16 protein-coding genes are annotated in these 20,806 nt (G+C 60.8%); 10 read left to right on the top strand and 6 right to left on the bottom strand.

Annotation, left to right across the window (positions count from 1 at the left end):
* The first annotated feature begins 81 nt into the window (after nt 1–81).
* The 6 genes from ACFPLB_RS12925 to ACFPLB_RS12900 all read left to right on the top strand — a co-directional run bounded on the left by ACFPLB_RS12925 (nt 82) and on the right by ACFPLB_RS12900 (nt 3,161).
* Nucleotides 82–420, top strand: coding sequence for a hypothetical protein (locus ACFPLB_RS12925; RefSeq protein WP_378230252.1), 339 nt, complete (start codon nt 82–84; stop codon nt 418–420).
* Nucleotides 414–710, top strand: coding sequence for a hypothetical protein (locus ACFPLB_RS12920; protein ID WP_378230250.1), 297 nt, complete (start codon nt 414–416; stop codon nt 708–710). Before ACFPLB_RS12925 ends, ACFPLB_RS12920 begins: the two co-directional genes overlap by 7 nt.
* Before the next feature lie 417 nt (nt 711–1,127).
* Nucleotides 1,128–1,292, top strand: coding sequence for a hypothetical protein (locus ACFPLB_RS12915; protein WP_378230248.1), 165 nt, complete (start codon nt 1,128–1,130; stop codon nt 1,290–1,292).
* A gap of 201 nt (nt 1,293–1,493) precedes the next feature.
* Nucleotides 1,494–2,042 (top strand): hypothetical protein, encoded by a 549-nt coding sequence (locus ACFPLB_RS12910; protein ID WP_378230246.1) that lies wholly within the window; start codon nt 1,494–1,496, stop codon nt 2,040–2,042.
* Between the two features lie 65 nt (nt 2,043–2,107).
* Entirely contained in the window at nt 2,108–2,524 is a 417-nt protein-coding gene (locus ACFPLB_RS12905) for a hypothetical protein (protein WP_378230244.1), read from the top strand.
* Complete coding sequence (locus ACFPLB_RS12900; RefSeq protein ID WP_378230243.1) at nt 2,517–3,161, top strand: antitoxin of toxin-antitoxin stability system; 645 nt, start codon at nt 2,517–2,519, stop codon at nt 3,159–3,161. Before ACFPLB_RS12905 ends, ACFPLB_RS12900 begins: the two co-directional genes overlap by 8 nt.
* 9 nt (nt 3,162–3,170) lie before the next feature.
* Here ACFPLB_RS12900 and ACFPLB_RS12895 read toward each other — a convergent pair whose 3' ends face one another.
* The gene (locus ACFPLB_RS12895) at nt 3,171–3,554 is read right to left on the bottom strand and encodes a type II toxin-antitoxin system VapC family toxin (RefSeq protein WP_378230241.1); all 384 of its coding nucleotides are present in this window, start codon (nt 3,552–3,554) and stop codon (nt 3,171–3,173) included.
* The gene (locus ACFPLB_RS12890) at nt 3,551–3,808 is read right to left on the bottom strand and encodes a type II toxin-antitoxin system Phd/YefM family antitoxin (RefSeq protein ID WP_378230239.1); all 258 of its coding nucleotides are present in this window, start codon (nt 3,806–3,808) and stop codon (nt 3,551–3,553) included. Before ACFPLB_RS12890 ends, ACFPLB_RS12895 begins: the two co-directional genes overlap by 4 nt.
* A 179-nt stretch (nt 3,809–3,987) precedes the next feature.
* Here ACFPLB_RS12890 and ACFPLB_RS12885 point away from each other — a divergent pair, with 179 nt between their 5' ends.
* From ACFPLB_RS12885 to ACFPLB_RS12875, 3 genes are all read left to right on the top strand, one after another.
* The gene (locus ACFPLB_RS12885) at nt 3,988–8,349 is read left to right on the top strand and encodes a strawberry notch-like NTP hydrolase domain-containing protein (protein WP_378230237.1); all 4,362 of its coding nucleotides are present in this window, start codon (nt 3,988–3,990) and stop codon (nt 8,347–8,349) included.
* Nucleotides 8,349–9,386, top strand: coding sequence for a DUF7146 domain-containing protein (locus ACFPLB_RS12880; RefSeq protein ID WP_378230235.1), 1,038 nt, complete (start codon nt 8,349–8,351; stop codon nt 9,384–9,386). The genes ACFPLB_RS12885 and ACFPLB_RS12880 overlap by 1 nt, the downstream gene beginning before the upstream one ends.
* A 375-nt stretch (nt 9,387–9,761) precedes the next feature.
* Nucleotides 9,762–10,694: a DUF2493 domain-containing protein gene (locus tag ACFPLB_RS12875; protein WP_465251480.1), complete on the top strand. Its 933-nt coding sequence runs from the start codon at nt 9,762–9,764 to the stop codon at nt 10,692–10,694.
* 192 nt (nt 10,695–10,886) lie between these two features.
* On the opposite strand, the gene ACFPLB_RS12870 is transcribed toward ACFPLB_RS12875, so the two are convergent.
* From ACFPLB_RS12870 to ACFPLB_RS12860, 3 genes are all read right to left on the bottom strand, one after another.
* Entirely contained in the window at nt 10,887–12,401 is a 1,515-nt protein-coding gene (locus ACFPLB_RS12870) for an argonaute/piwi family protein (RefSeq protein WP_378230231.1), read from the bottom strand.
* Nucleotides 12,398–13,813: a toll/interleukin-1 receptor domain-containing protein gene (locus ACFPLB_RS12865; RefSeq protein WP_378230229.1), complete on the bottom strand. Its 1,416-nt coding sequence runs from the start codon at nt 13,811–13,813 to the stop codon at nt 12,398–12,400. The genes ACFPLB_RS12870 and ACFPLB_RS12865 overlap by 4 nt, the downstream gene beginning before the upstream one ends.
* A 470-nt stretch (nt 13,814–14,283) precedes the next feature.
* Entirely contained in the window at nt 14,284–18,648 is a 4,365-nt protein-coding gene (locus ACFPLB_RS12860; protein ID WP_378230227.1) for a hypothetical protein, read from the bottom strand.
* 309 nt (nt 18,649–18,957) lie between these two features.
* Here ACFPLB_RS12860 and ACFPLB_RS12855 point away from each other — a divergent pair, with 309 nt between their 5' ends.
* On the top strand, nt 18,958–19,113 hold the full coding sequence (locus ACFPLB_RS12855; RefSeq protein ID WP_378230225.1) for a hypothetical protein: 156 nt from the start codon (nt 18,958–18,960) through the stop codon (nt 19,111–19,113).
* A 259-nt stretch (nt 19,114–19,372) separates the two neighbouring features.
* Here the strand turns inward: ACFPLB_RS12855 and ACFPLB_RS12850 are convergent, their stop codons facing one another.
* Nucleotides 19,373–20,755 carry an aminotransferase-like domain-containing protein gene (locus ACFPLB_RS12850; RefSeq protein ID WP_378230278.1) on the bottom strand — a complete coding sequence of 461 codons (1,383 nt, stop codon included), beginning with the start codon at nt 20,753–20,755 and terminating at the stop codon, nt 19,373–19,375.
* Between the last annotated feature and the right edge of the window lie 51 nt (nt 20,756–20,806).

The raw sequence follows: 20,806 nt of genomic DNA, 5'->3' as shown, positions 1-20,806 counted from the left end.
TCGGTCGCCCCGTCCTCTTTTCCCCTTCCACCGCAAGGCTCGGCACTCCGCCGGGCCATTTTTGTTTAAGGAGACAAAATCATGCCGCACAACGCCAAGGTTCCGAGCGACCAAAACAGTCCGAAGTCTGTTCATGTCGCCATCTATGATCATCCGCACGGCACGGATGTCCGTGTTTTTCTCGCCAGAGATCGGGCTTTGAACTGGCGCACAGGTATTGCCAGGAAATGGTGGAGCAATGCCTATGACGACGATCCCCCGCCGGACGAGGAAATTGGGGAGAAGTATTTCGACCGAATGCTGGATCGCGGCGAGGAGTTTTTCTCGATACAGCTCTGTGACGTCGAAGTCGACGACGACGCTCCCACCGATCCGACTGTTCTCGCTCTGCGCAGTGCCAGCGGAGGTGCATCATGCTGACCGCCGATGAGATATTTGCCCAAGATCGTGAAAACCATCCATCGGAGCGGACACTGCCCTGGGAGGAAAGCCGCGACGGCATGACCGTAGTTGTGGAACCAAAGCCCCATTGGGCGGAAGACATGCGCGTTTTCCGGCTCGATGCCCGTGAATATTGCCGCTACGCCGAATGGACCGCACATGGCGGTCGTGTCCGGTTCTACGGCCATATCGACACATCCGGCGATGATCTGATGATGAAGGCGCGCGCGATGATCGCCCGCGAAATCGCCGATGGGCTTTGGGGCTGAAGGCCCGGTCGTTTTGGCCTGAACCATCAGCACGGGATGGTATCGCCCGAACGGGTTCCATCTCCAGCTTCACCATGTCGTTTTCGTACCTGGGCAACCGGCTGCCAATCCCGGCCTAACGGGAACACGATCCTGATGCCAGCATGGCGGCAAGGCTGGCGCAGCAGAGCATCTGCGATGGGTATCCGGCGTCCTGTCAGATGCGAAAAACCACCCCCGCTTCCATTCGCAAACCTTGGTCCGATCCGTCTCTTTGACATTCAACCCCAAAGGGGTCGGCTTGACGCTTTGCGTGCCGCCCTCGGGGATTCGGAAAGAGTCCGAACGCCCTTGGGTGATTGCAGATCCGGTCAGACACTTCGGGCGCCTGTCGCGCGGGGGATGGTCCCCCGCCTCCAAAGACAGGAGCCGGAACCCATGTCCTATGCAGATGCCACCGCCTTTGCCGCCAGCCTCGCCGCCACGCTGATGGTTGTGATCGTCGTGTTCCAGGCTGGAGATGGCACCCACGGTGCCATGCCCGCCAACGAGTTCGACGGCGGCGACGACATGGTGAAGCTGGAGCTGGACCCGTGGGCATAAGGCGCAAATGCACCTTACCCCCGACGGCCCGGCGCGGTGAACCCGCGACCGGGCCTTCAGCGCCTTACAATGGTTGCCCATCGCCGGCAGCGGAACCGGAAACGGGGACCCGGTCAGAGAGGAAGAGTGCGGGCCGTTCGGCCGTGACGGGTTGAGGGCTGGAGAGAGAGGCTTTCCGGCGCCCGTCATGGAGTGACCCCGATGATCTTGTCCCGCCATGATAGCTTCCGCCCAATCGGCCAGATGCTGGCGACCGACGTGCTGCCCGCGCTCTACCGGGCGCAAAAGCTGCCCTTGCGCATCTCGTGTCTTGGCATCGCCAGCTATGACGCCAGTGATGAGGCGTACAGCTTCGACCGTATGATTCCGCTGGGACAATGCCCATCACTGGAAGAAGCCATGCGTTTCGCGGCCCTGCGTCTGTCGCGGGGTGACATTCGTTCCGGACCGAACAGCTTCCCCCATTTTCGTCCGCGCATCATGCTCATTCAGGACAGCGATCACGGATTGGTCCTCGGAGGTGAAATCCGCAGGAACATCATTCTCTGGCAGCAACCTGTCGCTTCGAACGCCGAGGCCCGTCAGATTGTTACCGAAGCCAGTCGATTGCGCGGCCTTGCCTTCAGAACGTCTGCGCCTGCCGAGGCGCGTGAGCTTCGCTACCGGGCAGCAGTGCTGGAAACCCGGTTGGTCGATCCCTTTTGGCGCGAAGCCGCCGCCGATCTGCTCCACCTGCCGCAGGCGGCCTGAGCTTCATCCCGCTCTACCCATCCGGCCCGGTTTCGCATCGGGCCACGTCATACCCGGAGACCGTCATGGCCGATTATTACACGCATTTTTCCTGCCTGCTCGATGTGGGCTCCCCCGAAAACGCTGCCCGTGCGCTCGATCTCTACAACGCTCTGGCGGATGATAATGCCGCTGAAGATCCGCCATCAGACGGGTTCCTGCTATCGATCCAGCCTGAGCATGGCGGAACACATCTCTGGATACATGATGACATCACTGGCGATCCCGAGCGCGTTATCCAGTTCGTCAAACGCTGCGCTACCGAGTTCGGCCTGACGGGCTTATGGGGTTTCCAGTACGCAAACAGCTGCTCGAAACCACGCATCGACGGGTTCGGCGGTGGCGCGCATGTACTTGACCTTGCCACTGGCGAGACGGTGGACTGGATCTATACAGATGGCTGGCTTTCCACCGTACTGGAGGGAGGTGATCCCCATGCCTGAGATCATCGAAACCACGGTCTATCGGCTGAACGAGCTTTCGGATGCCGCAAAGGACAAGGCCCGCGCATGGTATCGCGAAGGCGGCTTCGACTATGGCTGGTATGATGCCGTCTATGAGGATTTCCAGCGCATTGCGGAAATCCTTGGGCTGAACCTCAAGACCCGTACTGTCCGGCTGATAGGCGGTGGCACACGGCAGGAACCCTGCATCTGGTTCCGCGGCTTCTGGAGCCAGGGCGACGGGGCGTGCTTCGAGACCTTCTACTCCTACCGGAAAAAAGCCCCACGCAGGATCCGGGAATACGCGCCGCAGGATACCACCCTGCACGGCATTGCCGATGCGCTTCAGTCAGTGCAGCGGCGTAATTTCTACCAGCTTCGTGCCGATGTCAGCCATCGCGGCCATTATTATCACGAATACTGCATGTCGATCTCGGTCGAGCGCGACAGCCCGATCTGGCAGGACATGACCGAGGACGCCGAAGAGGTTGTGACCGAGGCGCTGCGCGATCTCGCCCGCTGGCTCTACCGCCAGCTTGAACGGGAATACGACTATCTGTCCTCGGATGAGGCCGTGGACGAAACCATCGTCGTCAATGAATATACTTTCACAGCCTCGGGCCGACGTTTCGGGTGACGTTTCTTCTCAAAGCACCGATTTTACGTCGGTCTGAGTGAAGTCATCGCCGACATAGAGCAATGGGCAATCATGCTCAACGGCGACCTCATAGGCAAAGCAATCACCATAATTCAGCGATGCCGGGTGAATACCCTTACCCCATCGCGCATAGGCATCGGCAACTCTGCGCGCTGATGCCGCCGTTACACTGACGATCTCGAACCCAAGCCCAGAGATCATTTCCGCAACCTCCGGACCAACATTGCGCCGTCCCGCGACGATCAATGCTTCGGCCACAGTCCCAGCCGAAATCAGCAATTCATCGGCCTGCTCGATGGCTGACATGCACGCTTCGGCTTGCGGCTCGTCCAATACGATCGCCATCAGCGCCGACGTATCGACCGCAATCACGCCGGCATTCCATCCTCGTCATAAAGGAAGTCCTGGCTACGGGCCGCCCCGGGACCTGGCTGTGCCTTGCTAAGCGCAGAACCGCGCAACCGCTCCATCAAAATCCGGCGATCTTTGCCTTGCAGGACGGTAGCAACCGGGACAAGTCGCACAACCTCGTGGCCGCGACGGGTGAGAACGATCTCATCACCGGCCTCGGCCAATTTCACCAGCTCTGTGAGCTGTGCTTTCGCGTCGGTGACGGACACCCGCATCGCGTCTTCTCCTCAATTCAACCCGCATCTTTCATCTCATAAATGGTCCATTTGATGGTCCAAGTCAACAACATCTCTGATTGAGAGAGTCAGAGGTGGCCGGGACAGGTTTGAGTTGATGCGGTCGAGAGAGAGCGCCGTGCGGCTCAATCCTGTCCCGCTCTCCCAAGGTTTTCCCCATGAACATGATTTCTACATCTGCGGTGGCTCAGGCTGCCGCGCCGCTTCCGCTTGCCTCCGACAGCTATACCGCTGCACGCGTCTTTGCTGCGGCGAGCCTGCTGCTGCCTCATCTCGAACGTGGCCAGCGCATCGATGCCGCCATGCTGCGCGGCGCGATGGCAACCGCTTTCGGCAGTTCGGATGCCGCCGGTGTCTGGAACTGGAAGATGGCCTATGACGCTTGCGAGGCAGCGACTGTCATCTTCTTGCGCAAATACGGAAAGACGCTTTTCCGTAAAGCCGGGTCTGCGACCGAAATCCTGCCGATGCTGGCCAAGATCGCCGGGCTCATGCCGACACATACGCGCCGGTCCGAAGAAGCCCAGACCTTTCAGCAATTCTCGACCCCGATCCCGTTCGGCCTGGCCGCGCTGACGGCTGCTGCCATCACGCCCACCGACCGGGTGTTGGAACCCTCGGCTGGAACCGGGCTACTCGCCATCCTGGCCGAAATTGCTGGTGGCAAGCTGGTTTTGAACGAACTCGCCGAGACGCGGGCCATGCTCCTTTCTTCCCTCTTTCCAGCCCTCTCTATCACCCGCTTCGATGCGGCGCAGATCGATGATCATTTAGATCCGGATCAGATCCCGAGCATTGTGTTGATGAACCCACCGTTCTCGGTTCTGGCGAATGTCGAAGGCCGGGTAGCCAATGCTGTCTTCCGCCACATCGCCTCGGCGCTTTCGCGCCTTGCGCCCGGCGGACGGCTGGTCACAATCACCGGCGCTAATTTCGCACCCGACATTCCCGCCTGGGCCCCGGCCTTCGCCCGATTGCAGGAACGCGGCCGCGTCGTCTTCTCCGCTGCCATCGACGGTTCGGTTTATGCCAGGCATGGCACGACCTTCCCGACGCGGCTCACGGTTATCGACAAGCTGCCCGCCGAAGACCCGGCCGTCTTTCCGTCTGCCCCCGGCATTGCGCCGGATGTCGCTACGCTGATGTCCTGGCTCGCAAACCTTCCAGCCCGCTTGCCTGTCGAACTGCCCGTCGTGGCGACATCTGTTGTCCCTGCTGCATCGGCACCCCGCACCGTGCGCAGCTATGTCAGCCGTACCGCAAAATCCACTCGGCCCGCACTGCTCACCGAGCCGGAAGCTCAACCGCTCGCCTATGACATCTGCGATTGGCAGGAGACAGAAGGCGGCAACATTTCTGACACCATCTATGAGGAATACGGGCTTCAGACCATCCGCATTCCCGGTGCGCAGGCGCATCCGACCCAGCTTGTTCAGTCAGCCGCGATGGCGAGCGTGGCACCGCCGAAGCCCAGCTATCGGCCACATCTGCCGAAGACCATTTTTGGTTCACTGTCTGACGCGCAGCTTGAGACGGTGATCTATGCCGGGCAGGCCCATGTCGATCACCTCGCCGGGGCCTGGACCGTCAATGAGACCTTTGATGTCGTCAGCGCTGCACCAGAGGATGCGAAGAGTGCCGTCCGCTTCCGGCAGGGCTTTTTTATCGGCGATGGTACCGGTGTCGGCAAGGGCCGGGAATCTGCCGCCATCATCCTTGATAACTGGATGCAGGGCCGCCGCAAGGCCGTGTGGATCAGCAAGTCCGACAAACTGCTCGAAGACGCGCAACGGGACTGGTCAGCCCTCGGCATGGAGCGATTGCTGGTCACGCCACTGTCGCGTTTCTCCCAAGGCAAGCCGATCACGCTCCCGGAAGGCATCCTATTTACGACCTATGCCACGCTACGTTCCGACGACCGTGGAGAAAGGGTTTCCAGGGTCAAGCAGATCGTTGAATGGTTGGGCTCCGACTTCGATGGGGTGATCATTTTCGACGAGGCGCATTCGATGCAGAACGCCGCAGGCAGCAAGGGAGAACGTGGGGACGTTGCTGCCTCGCAACAGGGCCGCGCGGGCTTACGGCTCCAGCACGCCCTACCGGACGCCCGTATCGTCTATGTCTCGGCAACCGGGGCCACTACGGTCCACAATCTCGCCTATGCCCAACGGCTTGGCCTCTGGGGTAGCGAAGATTTCCCCTTCGCAACGCGGTCTGAATTCGTCGAAGCCATCGAGGCCGGGGGTGTCGCGGCAATGGAAGTGCTCGCCCGCGACCTGCGCGCGCTCGGCCTCTACACGGCACGGTCGCTTTCCTTCCAAGGTGTCGAGTACGAACTGGTCGAGCATGAGTTGACGCCCGAACAAACCTGCATCTACGACAGCTATGCCGATGCCTTCAGCATCATCCATAACAATCTGGATGCGGCGATGGAGGCCGCGAACATCACCGGTAGCCCAGAATCTGGGGGAGCCACGCTAAACCGCCAAGCCAAATCCGCGGCCCGCAGCGCCTTTGAATCGGCAAAGCAAAGGTTCTTCGGCCACCTTCTGACGTCGATGAAAACCCCGACGTTGATCCGCTCGATCACCGCCGATCTGGAAGCAGGCCATTCGTCCGTCATCCAGATCGTTTCGACCGGCGAGGCGCTGATGGAACGGCGGCTTGCGGAACTGCCCACCGAGGAATGGAACGACGTGCGGGTGGACATCACGCCACGCGAATATGTCCTCGACTACCTTGCCTATTCCTTTCCAGTGCAGCTCTACGAACCATTCACCGACTCCGAGGGCAATATGTCGTCGCGACCCGTCATGCGCGATGGTCAGCCGGTTGAAAGCCGCGAGGCCGTCGCCCGTCGCGACGAGCTGATCGCCAAGCTTGCCAGCCTGCCACCAGTGCCCGGCGCACTCGATCAGTTGATCCAGTATTTCGGCACGGACACCGTGGCGGAGGTGACAGGCCGGTCGCGGCGGATCGTCCGCAAGGCAGGTAACGGCGTCACCGTGGATCGCCTCGTCGTCGAGAACCGTGCCGGTTCCGCCAACCTCGCTGAAACACAGGGCTTCATGGACGATCAGAAGCGCGTGCTGGTGTTCTCTGATGCAGGCGGCACAGGGCGCAGCTACCATGCCGAACTGTCGGCGCGGAACACGAGGCTGCGTGTCCACTATCTGCTGGAAGCCGGGTGGAAGGCCGATGCTGCCATTCAGGGCCTTGGCCGCACGCACAGGACAAACCAGAAGCAGCCACCACTTTTCCGGCCGATCTCGACCAATGTAAAAGCAGAAAAGCGTTTCCTCAGCACGATTGCCCGCCGCCTCGATACACTGGGCGCAATCACCCGCGGCCAGCGCCAGACCGGCGGTCAGGGCTTGTTTCGACCAGAGGACAATCTAGAATCGTATTATGCCCGCGATGCCTTGCGTCAGCTTTATCTGCTGCTGGTGCGCGGCAAGGTGGAGGGATGCTCGCTCGACCGTTTCGAGGCAGCGACCGGGTTGAAGCTGATGGATTCGACTGGCATTAAAGATGTTCTTCCCGGCATCACTACCTTCCTGAACCGGATGCTGGCGCTGACCATCGAGCTTCAGGGCATCCTGTTCACCACCTTTGAACAGCTACTGACCGCGAAAATAGAGGGTGCCATCGCGTCCGGCACCTATGATGCCGGGCTGGAGACGCTGCGAGCCGAGAGTTTCATCGTCACCGAACGGCAGGTGATATACACCCATCCGCGCAGCGGCGCTGAGACACGCCTGCTGACCATCACCGAACGCAAGCGCAATCAGCCGGTCACGCTGGCCGAGGCATTGACCTATCTGGACGATCCCAGGGCAATACTCCTCATTAATGAGCGGTCTGGCCGTGCGGCCGTGCAGGTACCCACCACCAGCGTCATGCTGGACGATGGCGAGATCGAACGCCGTGTCCGGCTGATCCGGCCAATGGAGAGGCAGCATATCCCCGTCAAGGCAATGCCGGAGACCCATTGGGTTGAAGCCGATCGGAAGGCTTTCGCTGCCGCCTGGAATGCCGAAGTCGCGGAGGTGCCGGAGTTTACCGATGCCACCTTGCACATGGTCACGGGGCTTCTTCTGCCGATCTGGAAGCGGCTGCCGAACGACACCACTCGGGTCTATCGACTTCAGACTGATGCTGGTGAGCGGATCATCGGTCGCCGCGTCTCGCCTGCCTGGGTCGCCCATGCAACGGCGAGCAGCACCACTACGATCACGCCGGAGGATGCTTTCACCACGCTGATGGATGGGCGGACGATCCTCAATCTCACCGAGGGACTTCAGCTTCGCCGCGTCCGGGTCATGGGCACGCTGCGCATTGAACTGTCCGGTTTCACCGACATGACGCGACAGCGTCTCACCGCCTATGGCCTCTTCCACGAGATCATTTCATGGAAGCTGAGGATGTTCGTGCCCACAGACGCCTCCGGTCCGGTCGTTCTCGCCCGAATCTTCGCCCACTGGCCGGTTGAGGGAATCGGTGAACGGGAGGCCGCGTAATGGCCCCTCGCTTCGCCACGGAACTGGCATATTGTCTCGGTCGGGAGGCCGAGGCGGTTTGCCGCGAATATCTCTCATCCGGCAAACGTGCCGGAAACTACTGGCAGGTTGGGGATGTGCAGAACAATCCAGGCCGATCCCTCTATGTCCGCCTCCGGGATTCCGCCAAAGGTCCGGCAGGAAAATGGTCGGATGCGGCCACCGGCCAGCATGGCGATCTGCTCGACATCATCCGTGAGGCGCTTGGCCTGGTCGATTTTCATGACGTGGCTGCGGAAGCGCGCCGGTTTCTCTCACTCCCGCATCCCGCACCTGAAAAGATCATGGCGCCGATGGGCAAGGTGTCACGCCCGGCGATCGGTTCACCCGAAACGGCGCGGCGTCTCTTCGCCATGTCAGAGCCGCTCCCCGGCACACTTGCTGCGACCTACCTGCGCAGACGAGCAATCACCTCGCTCGAAGGCATCACCGCACTGCGCTACCATCCCCGGTGCTACTATCGACCTGACGATCATTCACCCACCGAGATTTGGCCGGCGTTGGTGGCATCCGTCACTGACCTTAATGGGCGACAAACCGGCACGCACCGCACCTGGCTTACCCCGGACGGCTCCGGCAAGGCACCTGTCGAAACACCCAGGCGCGCAATGGGCGACCTTCTCGGCCACGCCGTCCGCTTTGGCAGTGCCGGTGACGTGCTCGCCGCAGGAGAAGGTATAGAAACAGTCCTGTCGCCCCGTCAGGTTTTGCCCCACATGCCGATGCTGGCGGCGCTTTCGGCCGCGCACCTCGTTGCCATCTTGTTCCCGCCAACGCTGCGCCGCCTCTATGTTATCCGGGATCGCGACCCGGCCGGGGATGGGGCAAGGGACAGCCTGATCGCCAGAGCAGCGAGTCTCGGGATTGAGACGATGCCGCTCACGCCAGTCGAAGGCGATTTCAATGATGACCTGCGACACTTTGGTGCCGACGCGCTGCGAACAGCGCTAAAGGAACAGCTTCATCCTGAAGACGTCCGCCGGTTCATGGGAGCGTGAAAACATGAGAGGTTCCAGAGGTGTGGCTGTGTCCCCCTGCCAGTTTGTTCTCTTGCCATCGGAAGCCTCATTCTTCGTAGGAAAGTCCCACACCCACGGCCTTCTGGAGAGGGCGATCGGCGCACAAGCGTGCTGGGCAGGCAATGGCGGCGGCCGACTATTTTCCGCCGGCGGGGGGAGCCACCCCACCCGACAGGTCGCGTGGGGACCCCGTCTTTGGCCCCGCCTTTGCATCGCGAGACATCAAAATAGTCGGCCTTTGCCATCAAGGCCCTCGCGAAGTGGGCGAGGACTGCCAACCCGTCCCGCCCGTGCGCTTCGACGCCTGCGAAGGCCGCGATGGGCGCGGTCTCCAGACGAAGGACGCTCCCGATGATGAAGACAACCGACTACGCAGGCGATGAGCCGGTCCACACCTCCTCCCAGACCCATCACGCACTCACCGAACTCCAACTCTACGGCTGGCGTCCATTCCAGGATGAACCGGATCCGCGCCCACTGCCGGAAGGCAATATCGTCACCTCCGCCGTCGCAGACATATTCGATGCTCTCATCTCAACGTTCGCAGACACTCGCCTCGAACCTGATCTTGACGATCTGCTCTGGGGGGCCGTCAACCTCTTCCACCGTGCCACCGACCGGGTCGAGCGCGATCTGGATAGCAACGAGCAGGCGCAACGTCGCCTCCAGCGCGAACAGGATGGCAGCGAGGTCAAGAGCGTCGAACTCGAACGCCTCACGGCAGAGGGGCAGTCCCATATCGAACGGCGCAACGCGATGGAACTCTTCCGTGACCTTTCGGCGGATGCCTTCGAGCACCATACCGGAACGCCTTGGCGGCCGCGCAGCGGCTCGATGGTCAACCATCGCAATTTAACCTCAGCGATGATCGACAGCCGCGACTTCCTTGCCGCGAAACGCCGGGCCGAGACCGAGGTGCTGCTGCCCGCCGGTCCCAGGGTTGCCGTCACGGGCGGGCCGGACTTCAACGACCACCGCCTGATCTGGGCGAAACTCGATCAGGTCCATGCCAAGCACGCGGACATGGTGCTGTTGCACGGCGGTTCACCGAAGGGCGCGGAACTGATCGCTTCCCGTTGGGCAGATCATCGCAAAGTACCACAGGTCGCCTTCAAGCCCGACTGGACGAAGCACGCCAAGGCCGCACCCTTCAAACGCAACGACGCCATGCTCGACACCCTGCCCATCGGTGTCATGGTCTTCCCCGGCAGCGGGATTCAGGAAAACCTCGCGGACAAGGCCCGTAAGCTTGGCATCCCGGTGATGAAGTTCGGAGGCGGCGCGTAAAGCGCCGCCAAACGATGGGCAGTTGACTTGGGAGTCACTGCGCGAAATTTCTTGCCGTTCGCTGTGGCAGCAACCGATGGCGGCTTTGATGATGGTCACCTGTCCTTCTACTCTTGGACAGCGGAACTGGAAAAGCGGCTTTTGCACCTTGCCCTGCTCTTGGTATGGATATCCCATGCGCCAAATACAGGCCTAGATGTAGTACTTGAATGGTAGCGGCGGAGTGTTGTCGGTTGGCCCGGCTGTCAAAATTTCTCCGACCAAGTCCGCAAACCGTAGTGTCACCGGGAGTCCATCTGAGAACCCGGCGTTGTTGAAGTTTAGCTTGGTTAGCGCCAGAAGGTCAGCGAGAACGAGTTCCATATCGGCTTCGCCGCGAACGATATCCACGGTGAGAGGATTGGGCACCTCCCGGCCAGGATAGGTGTTGAGGCGAGGTGTGAATCCGGCGCTCCAAAGGTAGGCCTTTCGGGTTCCAGCAATCATGGCCGTCCCCCGTAATACGGGACGGTCACCAAAGCGAAACAGTTTAATCTCTGTCTGTCGCTTAATGCGCACACCGACGAGTTTGGTGCCTTCCGGCACCGTGCTGGAAAAGCCGGCCCACTCATCGTCGCCGAAGGCGGCCTGGCCATGGATGAAAAGCTCTGCGGGCGGACGACCGTGCATCTCGTGGTAGGCCTTGACGACCATGTCCATGAGTTCGGCCGCCTTCTCCCTAGAGAGCTGGAACTGGTCGTTGGTCTGTGAATACCAAGGGCCTACCGCGCCTTTGAAGACGACGCCATCCCCACTCGACAGGAACATCTGAGCGCCGCAACAGGCATTATCGCGCCCTTTGGCGTTTTCGATACGCTTGTAGACCAGTCCGACATAGCAGACATCTTCGCGCACATCAGCGATACGCCACGGCCGTCCACCGGACTTGTAGAAGCTCGTCGTGGCGAGATTCCATGCGACTGAAGCGGGATCCTGCAACGATCGCCGGCTGTCTTCTTCAACGAGGAGCGGCGCGAGCGTCGTCTCGCGAACCACTTGGATCACCTGTTTCGTCTCGAGGAGCCGTGCCTTCAGCTGGTTGTGAAAATTGAGCTCGTATTCATAGATTGCAGCGGCCTCTACCTCTTCGGGAAAGAGGGAGCCTTCACGAAGAATCCTTTGCGCCACGCGCTTACCCAGCCCTCCCTTTGCAGGTTCGCGAATATCGCGTGGTACACTCGATTGCGGCCGTCCATAACGGAAGACTTCCTCGGGAACGATCGCGTACCACAGCTGCGGCCGTGCTTCTTCTTCCCGCATGTAGCGGCGCAGTGCTTCTTCATACAGGTCAACCGCCTTATAAATCGCCTCATGGCGGTCGGCGCCGCGTATCCGGCGGCTGAGTTCTGTGCCGTCGATTTGGCAGAAGGCGAAGGGCTTGGCAGGCCAAGGGATGCCGAAGATGGCCTGAAAACCCGGCCACATCATCTTGTTCTCGGGTTTTCCCTTTTCCGGTTCGGCGATCGTTGTCTGGATCGACTGAACCCAGCTTTCATAGATCGCTGCCGCCCGCGTGGTGCCGATGATGCCGATATCCATACGTGCAGGATTCTGGTTGGAGGCCGGCGGGCCGAATAGGAACAGGCCATCTTTCGGATGTTCCGCTTTCTGGCCAAAGCCGAATGCCAGCTGCGGCTCGTCAATATGGACCAGTCGCCACCCTTTCATTCAGCCGCCTCCGATGCTTCGTCGTTGGTCTCCTCAAGTATGACGTCGTCATCATCGTATTCGTCAGTTTCCGACTCGGCGGGGTCTTCTGCGTCCTCCGGTTCCATCAGCGCCAGATCGTCCGACATCCGGCGTGCGGCCGTTAGCTCAAGCAGGGTCCGGTTCAGGACCAGCTCGTGAGTGCCAAGGCCGATGGGGATGCTCTGATCGTCAGCGGCAAGGAACGCGCAGAAAGCCTGCTGCAACTGCCGCCAGTGCTTGTTCCACCAGTTCATGCAGAACCGTCGACGGATCGCCGACGTCTTCTTGGCATCGGCGATGGCGGCAAGACCGTCTTCGGAGAAGCAAATATAGGGCTTGAAGCGCACGAATGGCGTGTCACCCAACGTGACATTGACCTTCATGGCCAGATGCCAGAACACCTTATATCGCTCGCTCCGGCCGACGACATTTTTCCTCGTGGCTTTACCCGAGGCTGCCAGATACGCGACCTTGTCGTTCGCGACCAAACCTTTTGGGAAATAATATACGGCGCCGGACGACGTTTCGTAACGCCTGAGCCCGCGGCTAACGAGATGGCTCTCAACATGCTCGCGCAGAAGATAGGTGGCGATATTGCGCGCGTCCGCAGCGCGCGGTGAAGTGACGTCCGCCGTCTTGCCTGACATAAAATCCGTCAACGGCACCTGCGCCCGGAGCGAGAGCGAGTTGGATGGCGGCATGCTGGATTGTAGGCTGGACAGGTCGAGAAAAGATATGATTAGCCTGTGGAAAGGCCGATGCGGTAGCCCCGCACCTTGCAATGCTTTCCTGATCACATCTTCGGGACCGGAATACTCGTAGAAATTCACGGAAGGCGGCAGCGCCTCGATGGGCAACCAGTTAGTCAGAACCCGTTCTTCGGCCTCTTCGACGAAGACGGCTTTGCTGGTGAAACTGTCGCGCCAAGCCTCGAACTCGGCGGTGCGATCATCCTGATGCCGCGGGACGTTGGCCGTCTCAAGAGTATCCAGAAGCTCAATAAGTCTGGCGCCCCAATCGCGCGAAAAGTCTATGGCGTTGAGCTGGTGGACCTGTATCGGAAGATCGCTGAACGGGACGTCATCGATTCGCACCGGAATGATGAACTCCGGATCGCCCAAGGATTTCTTGAGAGCATCCGCTACCGATAGCTCGTTGCGGACACCCGATCGCGCTGGGTCTACGCTCTGGCGAGAAACGACGAAGATCACTTTGATCGCGCGCTGCCGTAGCGCCTCTTCAATGGAGACCCAGAAGGGGGTTCCCCCCTTCAATTCGAATAAGTCTGCCCAGGCGCGATAGCCATGTCCGTTCAGCCGCGCGCCGAGCCACCTGACGAACGTATTGTCGTCAGGAGTCGCATGGCTGATAAATACCGTGTCGCGTATCATGCCGCCTCTAGTTTCTCAAACCTTCGCCATTATCTGTGATTCTTATTGTAAGCGTCCGAGAAAAAACTCTCAGTAGCAGTTATCCCCATTCGCGTTTTTATTTTGTTCCTTGGTTCTCACTCGGGATGAACTACGATCTATGCACCGGGCGTTGTAAGAGATCAAAAGAAGGCTGCTTGCAGCTACGGAAGCGCTGCGAAAGGCGACAATGAAGTTGGGAGTCGAACGTCAGCTTATCGCATTTCGTAGCCAACACCAGACAGTCCGCTTCCGGCCCCTGATCTGCTGGAATGAATCCTTCCCGGGATGGACGGTCAAAGGGATTCATATAGGTCTCTATCGGGGTGGATTGCTGCCTGTCCGCTTCTGGGGGGCGAAGCTGGGTAGGCGGCCATTCCGGTGGCCGCCGCACTCCATCCGCAACGCGCCGTCATCTCGGTTGTTCAACGCTCGCGCCGAGATCATCCAGATCATCGACCGTCTTGGTGCGCCTCCTCTTTTTTCCTTCTTTCCGCCATCTTGGCAGCCTTCGCAGCCTTGGCGTCGATGCCCCGTCGGGTCAAATTAATGCCGACGACGCGGATGTCCTCGATGCCGGAATAGTCGTTGGAGATTAGCGTCCAGTGACGCTGAAGCTCGTCGATCAGCATTTCGAAGGTGTCAGCGCGCCTTCCGTTCGGCAAATCCCAGTACAACTTCGTTCCAAGATAGATGAGGAGAAAGATCCCGCGACTAGAGCGAACATCGCGGAGATAATCCCCGCATAGCTGGATCTCGAGACGCTCGAAGAGATGTGGACCGGTCCACTTGTCGGCGAGCTTAAGCTCGGTTGGCACGGGGGCGTCGAAGCCCACGCCGAAGAACCGCAGATCTGGGCGCTTGGCGTCGGCGAGTTCCTCCTCCTGCGGGACCACGTAGCGACCTGCCGCGTGGTCGCGGCACCATCCGCCAATGAACTTCCTGAACTCGGTCTCTTGGTCCACGGCTTGGAGGATCGACGCTATCGACGAGTCGCCGTTCTCAAGGTCGTGCTTCAGCGCGTCCAGCTTGTCGATGGCATGATACCAGAGTTCGCGGTGGTTGGCAGGAGTCGCTACCAGCGACCTACCGAATTCCCGCACCTGCGAAGGCGTCCACGCGTCAATGTCAGCGTCGGCGGCCGCCTTGGATTTCGCATGAAAACCCATCCACGGCCTGCTCTCTTCGTCTGGGTGGGCACGCGCCATTTCAAGCAGAGCGAGAAAGGCCGGCTTGCCGGGCATTTCGCGAATGAAGGCGATCAGCGCGTCTCGCGCGTCCTGGGCGTCGTCACGCAGGCCAGGCGAGTAGACGCCTGCGCCGGCGCGCTGAATGTCGTCCTCCTGACGGATGTATCGAGCCATCAGCAGGTAAAGCGACTTCATGTGCTCGACGGTTCGGAAGGCCTGCCGCGCGCGGCCCTCCTGCGAACGGCCGCCGAGAAGGGCGACGACGAAGGCGAGAGCCAGCTTGGTCTGCTCGGCAGGATCCTCCATGCTGGCGAAGCGAGCCGCGAGCGCGGGGATCGCCGCATCGGGATCGACGCCAACCCAGGTCGCGAACCAGATCGGAGAGAAGGTGAGGTTGCGCGTTGCGTTGGCCTTCCCCGACGCGATCGCGGCGACGGTCCCGTCGTCGACAGAGGAGCGATTGATGATGGCTAGGAGGTAACCGAGATTCCTGGTGTTGACCCGCTTGCCGCTTAGCTCGGGCAACAGCGCCGGCGCGATCTGGTCCCATATCCAGTCGCCGTGCCAACTGATGTCGTAGAGTACGTAGTGACTCTCGCCCTCGGGCGTCTCGGTCGAGAGTTCGTGCCTGATCTCCCTGACGATGACGTCGAGGACTTGGGACGGGAACGCCGTGTGTAGCTGGGGCAGCCAAGGCGGGAAGCCGTTCAGCTCCTGCAGGGCGTATCGGGTCGCGATCTCCGCCTCGGTCGCGTTCAGGGCCGACGGCCAGCCGTCAGTCTCCCGGGACTCGATGGAGAGGCCGGTGAGCCCGAAGATCGTCGTGAACGGCGTCGTGTTGGCGACCGCGCCTTCCGAGCGTAGCTGCGGCGTATTCTGGCGCCAGTAGCCGACGGCACCGTCACGAAACGCGCGCGCGACGTCCTCGCCAAAAGTCACGATCAGAGAACGCCAGTTCCCGTCGGTCCACCAGTTATGCTGGCTATCGTCACTCCGCATCTGCTCGTGGAGATAGTACTGGTCGTTGGAGACCTTGCCTGGCTTGCCGAAGTCACGGATTGTAGCAACGCGGCTCGCCAGGATTTTCTTGGCCCGCCCATTTGCCTTGTCCTGCTCCGCAGCCTCCCTGTCGGATCGGCGCTTCCAAGCGGCCTGCCGTCGCTTGAACTTGCCGGCGGCGTCCTTCGGTGGGTTAAGCAGCCTCACGAGCTCGCTCTCGACTTCGGGATCGATCGCCGACGCCGTCTTGAGGCGTTCCCGCCATGCACGCGGACGGTTGTTCTGCTGATAGAGGGAAACCGCGAGCGTGAGCGCCACGAGCTTGTCGTCCTTGAGCGGGCGACCGCCAATCTGCTCGATCATGTAGTCGAAGTCGGAGCCGTTGAAGGCCCAGTAGGCGCCGAAGATCGACACTTGCCAGTAGTCGGTCAGGCGTTCGCCGTTCTTGCGCTTCTGGCGCGCCCGCTCCTCGGCTATGCAGTTCCAGAACAGTGCTTGATTGAGTCGGGGCCACCCGGGGACTAATTGCGGCAGCTCGTTGCGGACCTCCTCGAACACGCCGCTCCGGTAGTCCTCAGCAATCGGGAGTTTTCGCAAGATCGACAGAGGCAACTTTTTCAGCATCGCTGGGTCTTGACCCCGGATCATCCGCGCGAGGATCTGGCCGGCGGTCGGACCGAGCCAACTGTATCGCTTGGAGATCTCGCAGTGGCGCTTCTCGATGACGGGCGTTCGGCTCAACAGCTTGCCAACCCCATCGAGGAGTGCTGGAAGCAGGGCTGGCGGTAGCGCCGCCACGTAACCGGCGAGCGCGTTGGAGAGCGGATCGATTTCGAATTGCTCCTTGGGCGCCGCGAGCGCTAGGGCGGAGAGAAGCCATTCCACGTCGGTCGGCGTCCGGCCGAGTCCTTCGAGAAGCTCGCCCAGCCAGCTCCGCCGGAGCGGTGGCGCTTCGGCAACGAACGCCTTGCGGACCTCGGCAGCGTCCTGCGGGCAGCCCACCTCGATCACGGCCCGGATGGCGGCGATGCGCGTGTATTTCGATCGAGAGGTTAGGGCGTAGTGCTTTGCCTTGTCCGCGAGCGTCGTGATCTCGCCCTGGTGGACCATCCGCAGCAGGAACCAGACGATGTCGTCATCGTCCTTATGCTTTTCTAGGAGTTCGCGGATCACGTCGGCGAGATCCGGATTCGTGAAACGCTGTACGGCCGAGTATTCGGTGATGCTGCGGCCATGGGCAGGTTGGGCCAGTTGCTCGCAGGACTCCCGCAGAATCTGGATCCGCACCTCCAGTGGCAGGTGGGTGGGGTCGCCCCCTTCGAACAGGACCTCGGGGGCGAGGCGCATGACGCTGTCGAGAATCCTTTGATCCAAAATCGCTAACCACGGCAGGATCGGCCGCATTGTCGGGACGACGACCTCGACGCCGTACTGCCGTCGGAAGAACAGGTTCTCGACGCGTACGCGCGATCCTTCGTCGACGAGAAGCGAATGGAGCCACTCGGCAGTTAGGAACTCCCGAACCGACCGGTGGTGAAACCGCACCGTACCGTAGATGCCCTCATCGAAGATCGGCCTGGTGAGAAGCGTGCGGCAGTCGGCATCGTCCCAGTCGGTGAGCACCTGCTTGATATCGAGCCCACGATCGTTCTTCTGGCCGTCGGGGACGCGGACCGCCGGCGCTTTCGATAGGGTCGAGGCAGCAGCGACGAGACGCGCACCCTCGCGGATACGCTCCTTTGAGATCGGATTGGCATCCGCGCGGTCCTGGTCGCGCTCGTCCAGGCGCTTGTCGATGCTGGCGCGCAGCAGTTCGAGACGCGAACCGACGCGGTCGTTCGCAAGCCAGAACTCGACAGTCTCGGCAAGATCGAGCGGACGGGTGGTGAACACCCACGCTTCTGCCCGGTCCAGCGCCTTTCTGAAAGCGGCTATGTCGGTGACGCCCTTGGCCCTTGCGAAGTGTTCGACCTGATCGCCAGCCAGATCTTGGAGCGCGACCATGCGGAAGATGGACTTTCGTCGATGGGAGCTATCGCCGTGGCTGGTCATGAAGGCTTCGTCCGAATCTTGGTCGACTTCGGGCGCGATTGTCGGTGGAGTCCATGGCAGGTGCGTCTCGCAGAGGAGGAGATCGGTCTTCGGCCGCCAGGCCTCGCCCCTGCTCGTGATCACGATGCGCGCGCGCTGCAGCACGCCGCGCAGTTTGCGGCCGATCATCCTGATCGCGCGCTCGAAGTCCTTGGGGTCCTTCAGCCTGGCTTCGTCGACGGAATCGAGAAGGAGCCAGCCGTCTTGACCGGACGTGACCCATTTATCGAATTCCTCGGGCGTTCCCTCCTCGAAGGATGCATCAAAATCCTGTGCTAAGTGCTCGATGCGTAGGAAGAAGGCGTATTTCCCGCACAGCCGGAGGTCGCGGCAGACGTGCCGGATCTCTTCGGTCTTTCCCGATCCCGCCTCGGAAAGAAGGACGACGCGCGATTCCTCCAGCAGGTCGGACCACTGCGTGGGCTTGTCGCGGAGCATCAGCCGGAACAGCTCGGCATCCTTGCCTTCCTCCTCTCTCACGGCGAGGTCGTGGAAGGTCCGGTCCAGCTGAACGAACTCACCAAAATCGTCAAACACTCGTGTCCCCCCTGTCAGCATCGCTACTAGTCGGCTCTCGATGTGCCGACAACATACGGACGGAGCGCCTTTGGCGCATCCCATTATCGAACCAATCAGGGGCAAAATCATTCAAGTCGCCCAGCGGTCGTCTAACGATCTCCAAAGTGGCGCAGTCAGCGAAGCAACAACTCCGCCGTCGTCCGGTGAGGTCTCCTTGCGACCGGCCGCTTGGTAACCGCCGGCGTTGATAAGGAAGACAAGGTAGGGTTGGTGGCCGCCTGCCGCACCGCCTCAGCGACACCCGTGGCACCTACCCCGGACCCGGTCTTGAGCGACACCTTGGAACGCCTTCTGCGCCATCCAGGCGCGGGACTCGGGGAAGCCGGTCGTCATCTGTGCGCTCGCGCTGCCGCCGAAGCGGTTCGCTTCGCCAGCACGAATGTGCGCTTCGGCGTTGGCAATCTAAAGCGGCCAGGCACCTAGCGTGATCCAGCTCTGCCCCTCGAGTGGTCCGGAACGAACGGCAGGTTTCGGCGGTGGGAAAACCATCCTGAACTGCCGCAACGGGGTCGTGAGTTGACGATACAAAGTTCGCCTATGGTGCGAACTGGAATGGCAGCTTACCGCCAGTGCTTGTCGAAACCAGACCGTCCGCATACGGCCCCATTATGGACGATCGCTGCAACACCAATGAGACTTGGAAACGGACCTTCCGCATCTGCATTGCTCAGATGTAGAATGCTCACAAGCCAGCAGACCTAGATCGTTCAGCAGTTTTCATCGCCCGTTTGAGGACCGAGAATACCCGCTCGTCATTGAGTTGCGCGACATTGAAGCGGATGAACGACGCTGCGGACTGCGAGACGCTGAACACGTTTCCCGGCGCAAGAATGACATTTTCTTCCATGCAGCGTCGCGCGATGAGCGTGGAGTCATACCCGACGGGCAAGCGGCACCAAAGGTAAAACCCGCCGCGCGGAATGGTCCAGGGAACAAGTCCAAGTGGCTCCAGTCGCGCGATTGCCTCCTTTCTGGCCCTCGCCAGACGTTGGCGTATCTCATCCATATGCTTGCGATAGGTTCCGCCGGCCAGGACGCTCGCGACCAGTTCGCTCGCGATCGGGCTGGGGCCGCCGAAATTGGTTGCGATTTGCAGATCAACGAGCCCTTCGATCCAGTCCGGCCGAGCGGCAATATAACCACATCGAACCGAAGCCGAGAGCGTTTTGGAGAAGCTGCCGATCCTGATGACGCGATCGAGGCCGTCGAGGATGGCGAGACGCGGCGATAGCGCCGGCTCGAAATCAGCGAAAATATCGTCTTCCACGATCGTCAGCCGATGAGCCGCAGCGGCGCTCAGTACACGATATGCCGTTTGCGGCGAGAGGCTTGCACCGGTGGGGTTATGAAGAGCCGAATTGGTGATGTAGATGCGGGGATTTTGTTCAATCAGCGCTTGCTCGAAAGCCGACGCGTCTGGACCGGTGGGTGTGAATGGAATGCCAACGATCCTGACCTGATGGGCACGCAACAATGTCTGGAAATTGAAATAGCAGGGATCGTCGACCAACACGGTGTCGCCGGGGCGCAACAGCAGACGGCAGATCAGGTCGATGGCCTGCGTTCCCGATCCGGTCAGCATGATCTGATCCGCCGTCGCCGTAATCCCTTCCTCCGCTAATCGGCCGAGCAGCAGACGGCGCAAGGCCAATGAACCGCGCGTGCTGCCATAATCGGACAGCAATGTGTTGTCCGCTCGACCAAGCGCTCTCAATCCCTTGCGCAATGCAGCATTCGGCATCCAGTCCGCTGGCAGCCAACCACAGCCCGGCTTGAGGGCGGATGGGTCGGCATCAAGCGATTGTCGAGAAACCCAGAACGGGTCGACGTCGCGTTCGCGCACCGGCCCCATTTCAGTTAGGGCCATCGGCGGCAGATCAGCGCCCGTCACATAAAAGCCGGAGCCGCGCCGCGCGCGGATGATCCCTTCTGCCTCCAGCCTATCGTAAGCCTCAACCACGGTGGACGGCGAGACGCCCATGGTTGAGGCGAACCGGCGAACCGAGGGCAAGCGGTCTCCGGCATTGAGTGCCCTGTTGGCGATTTTGGTGCGGACGGTGTTCATCAAGGTTTCTGTCCGCGTCATCTTGTCGTCGCCCACGCTCAATGCTGTCTC

The sequence above is a fragment of the Aquamicrobium segne genome (assembly GCF_042656785.1).
Classification (GTDB): domain Bacteria; phylum Pseudomonadota; class Alphaproteobacteria; order Rhizobiales; family Rhizobiaceae; genus Mesorhizobium; species Mesorhizobium segne.
Note: the sequence above shows the minus strand (reverse complement) of the source record. Positions and strands in the feature narration are given on the sequence as shown.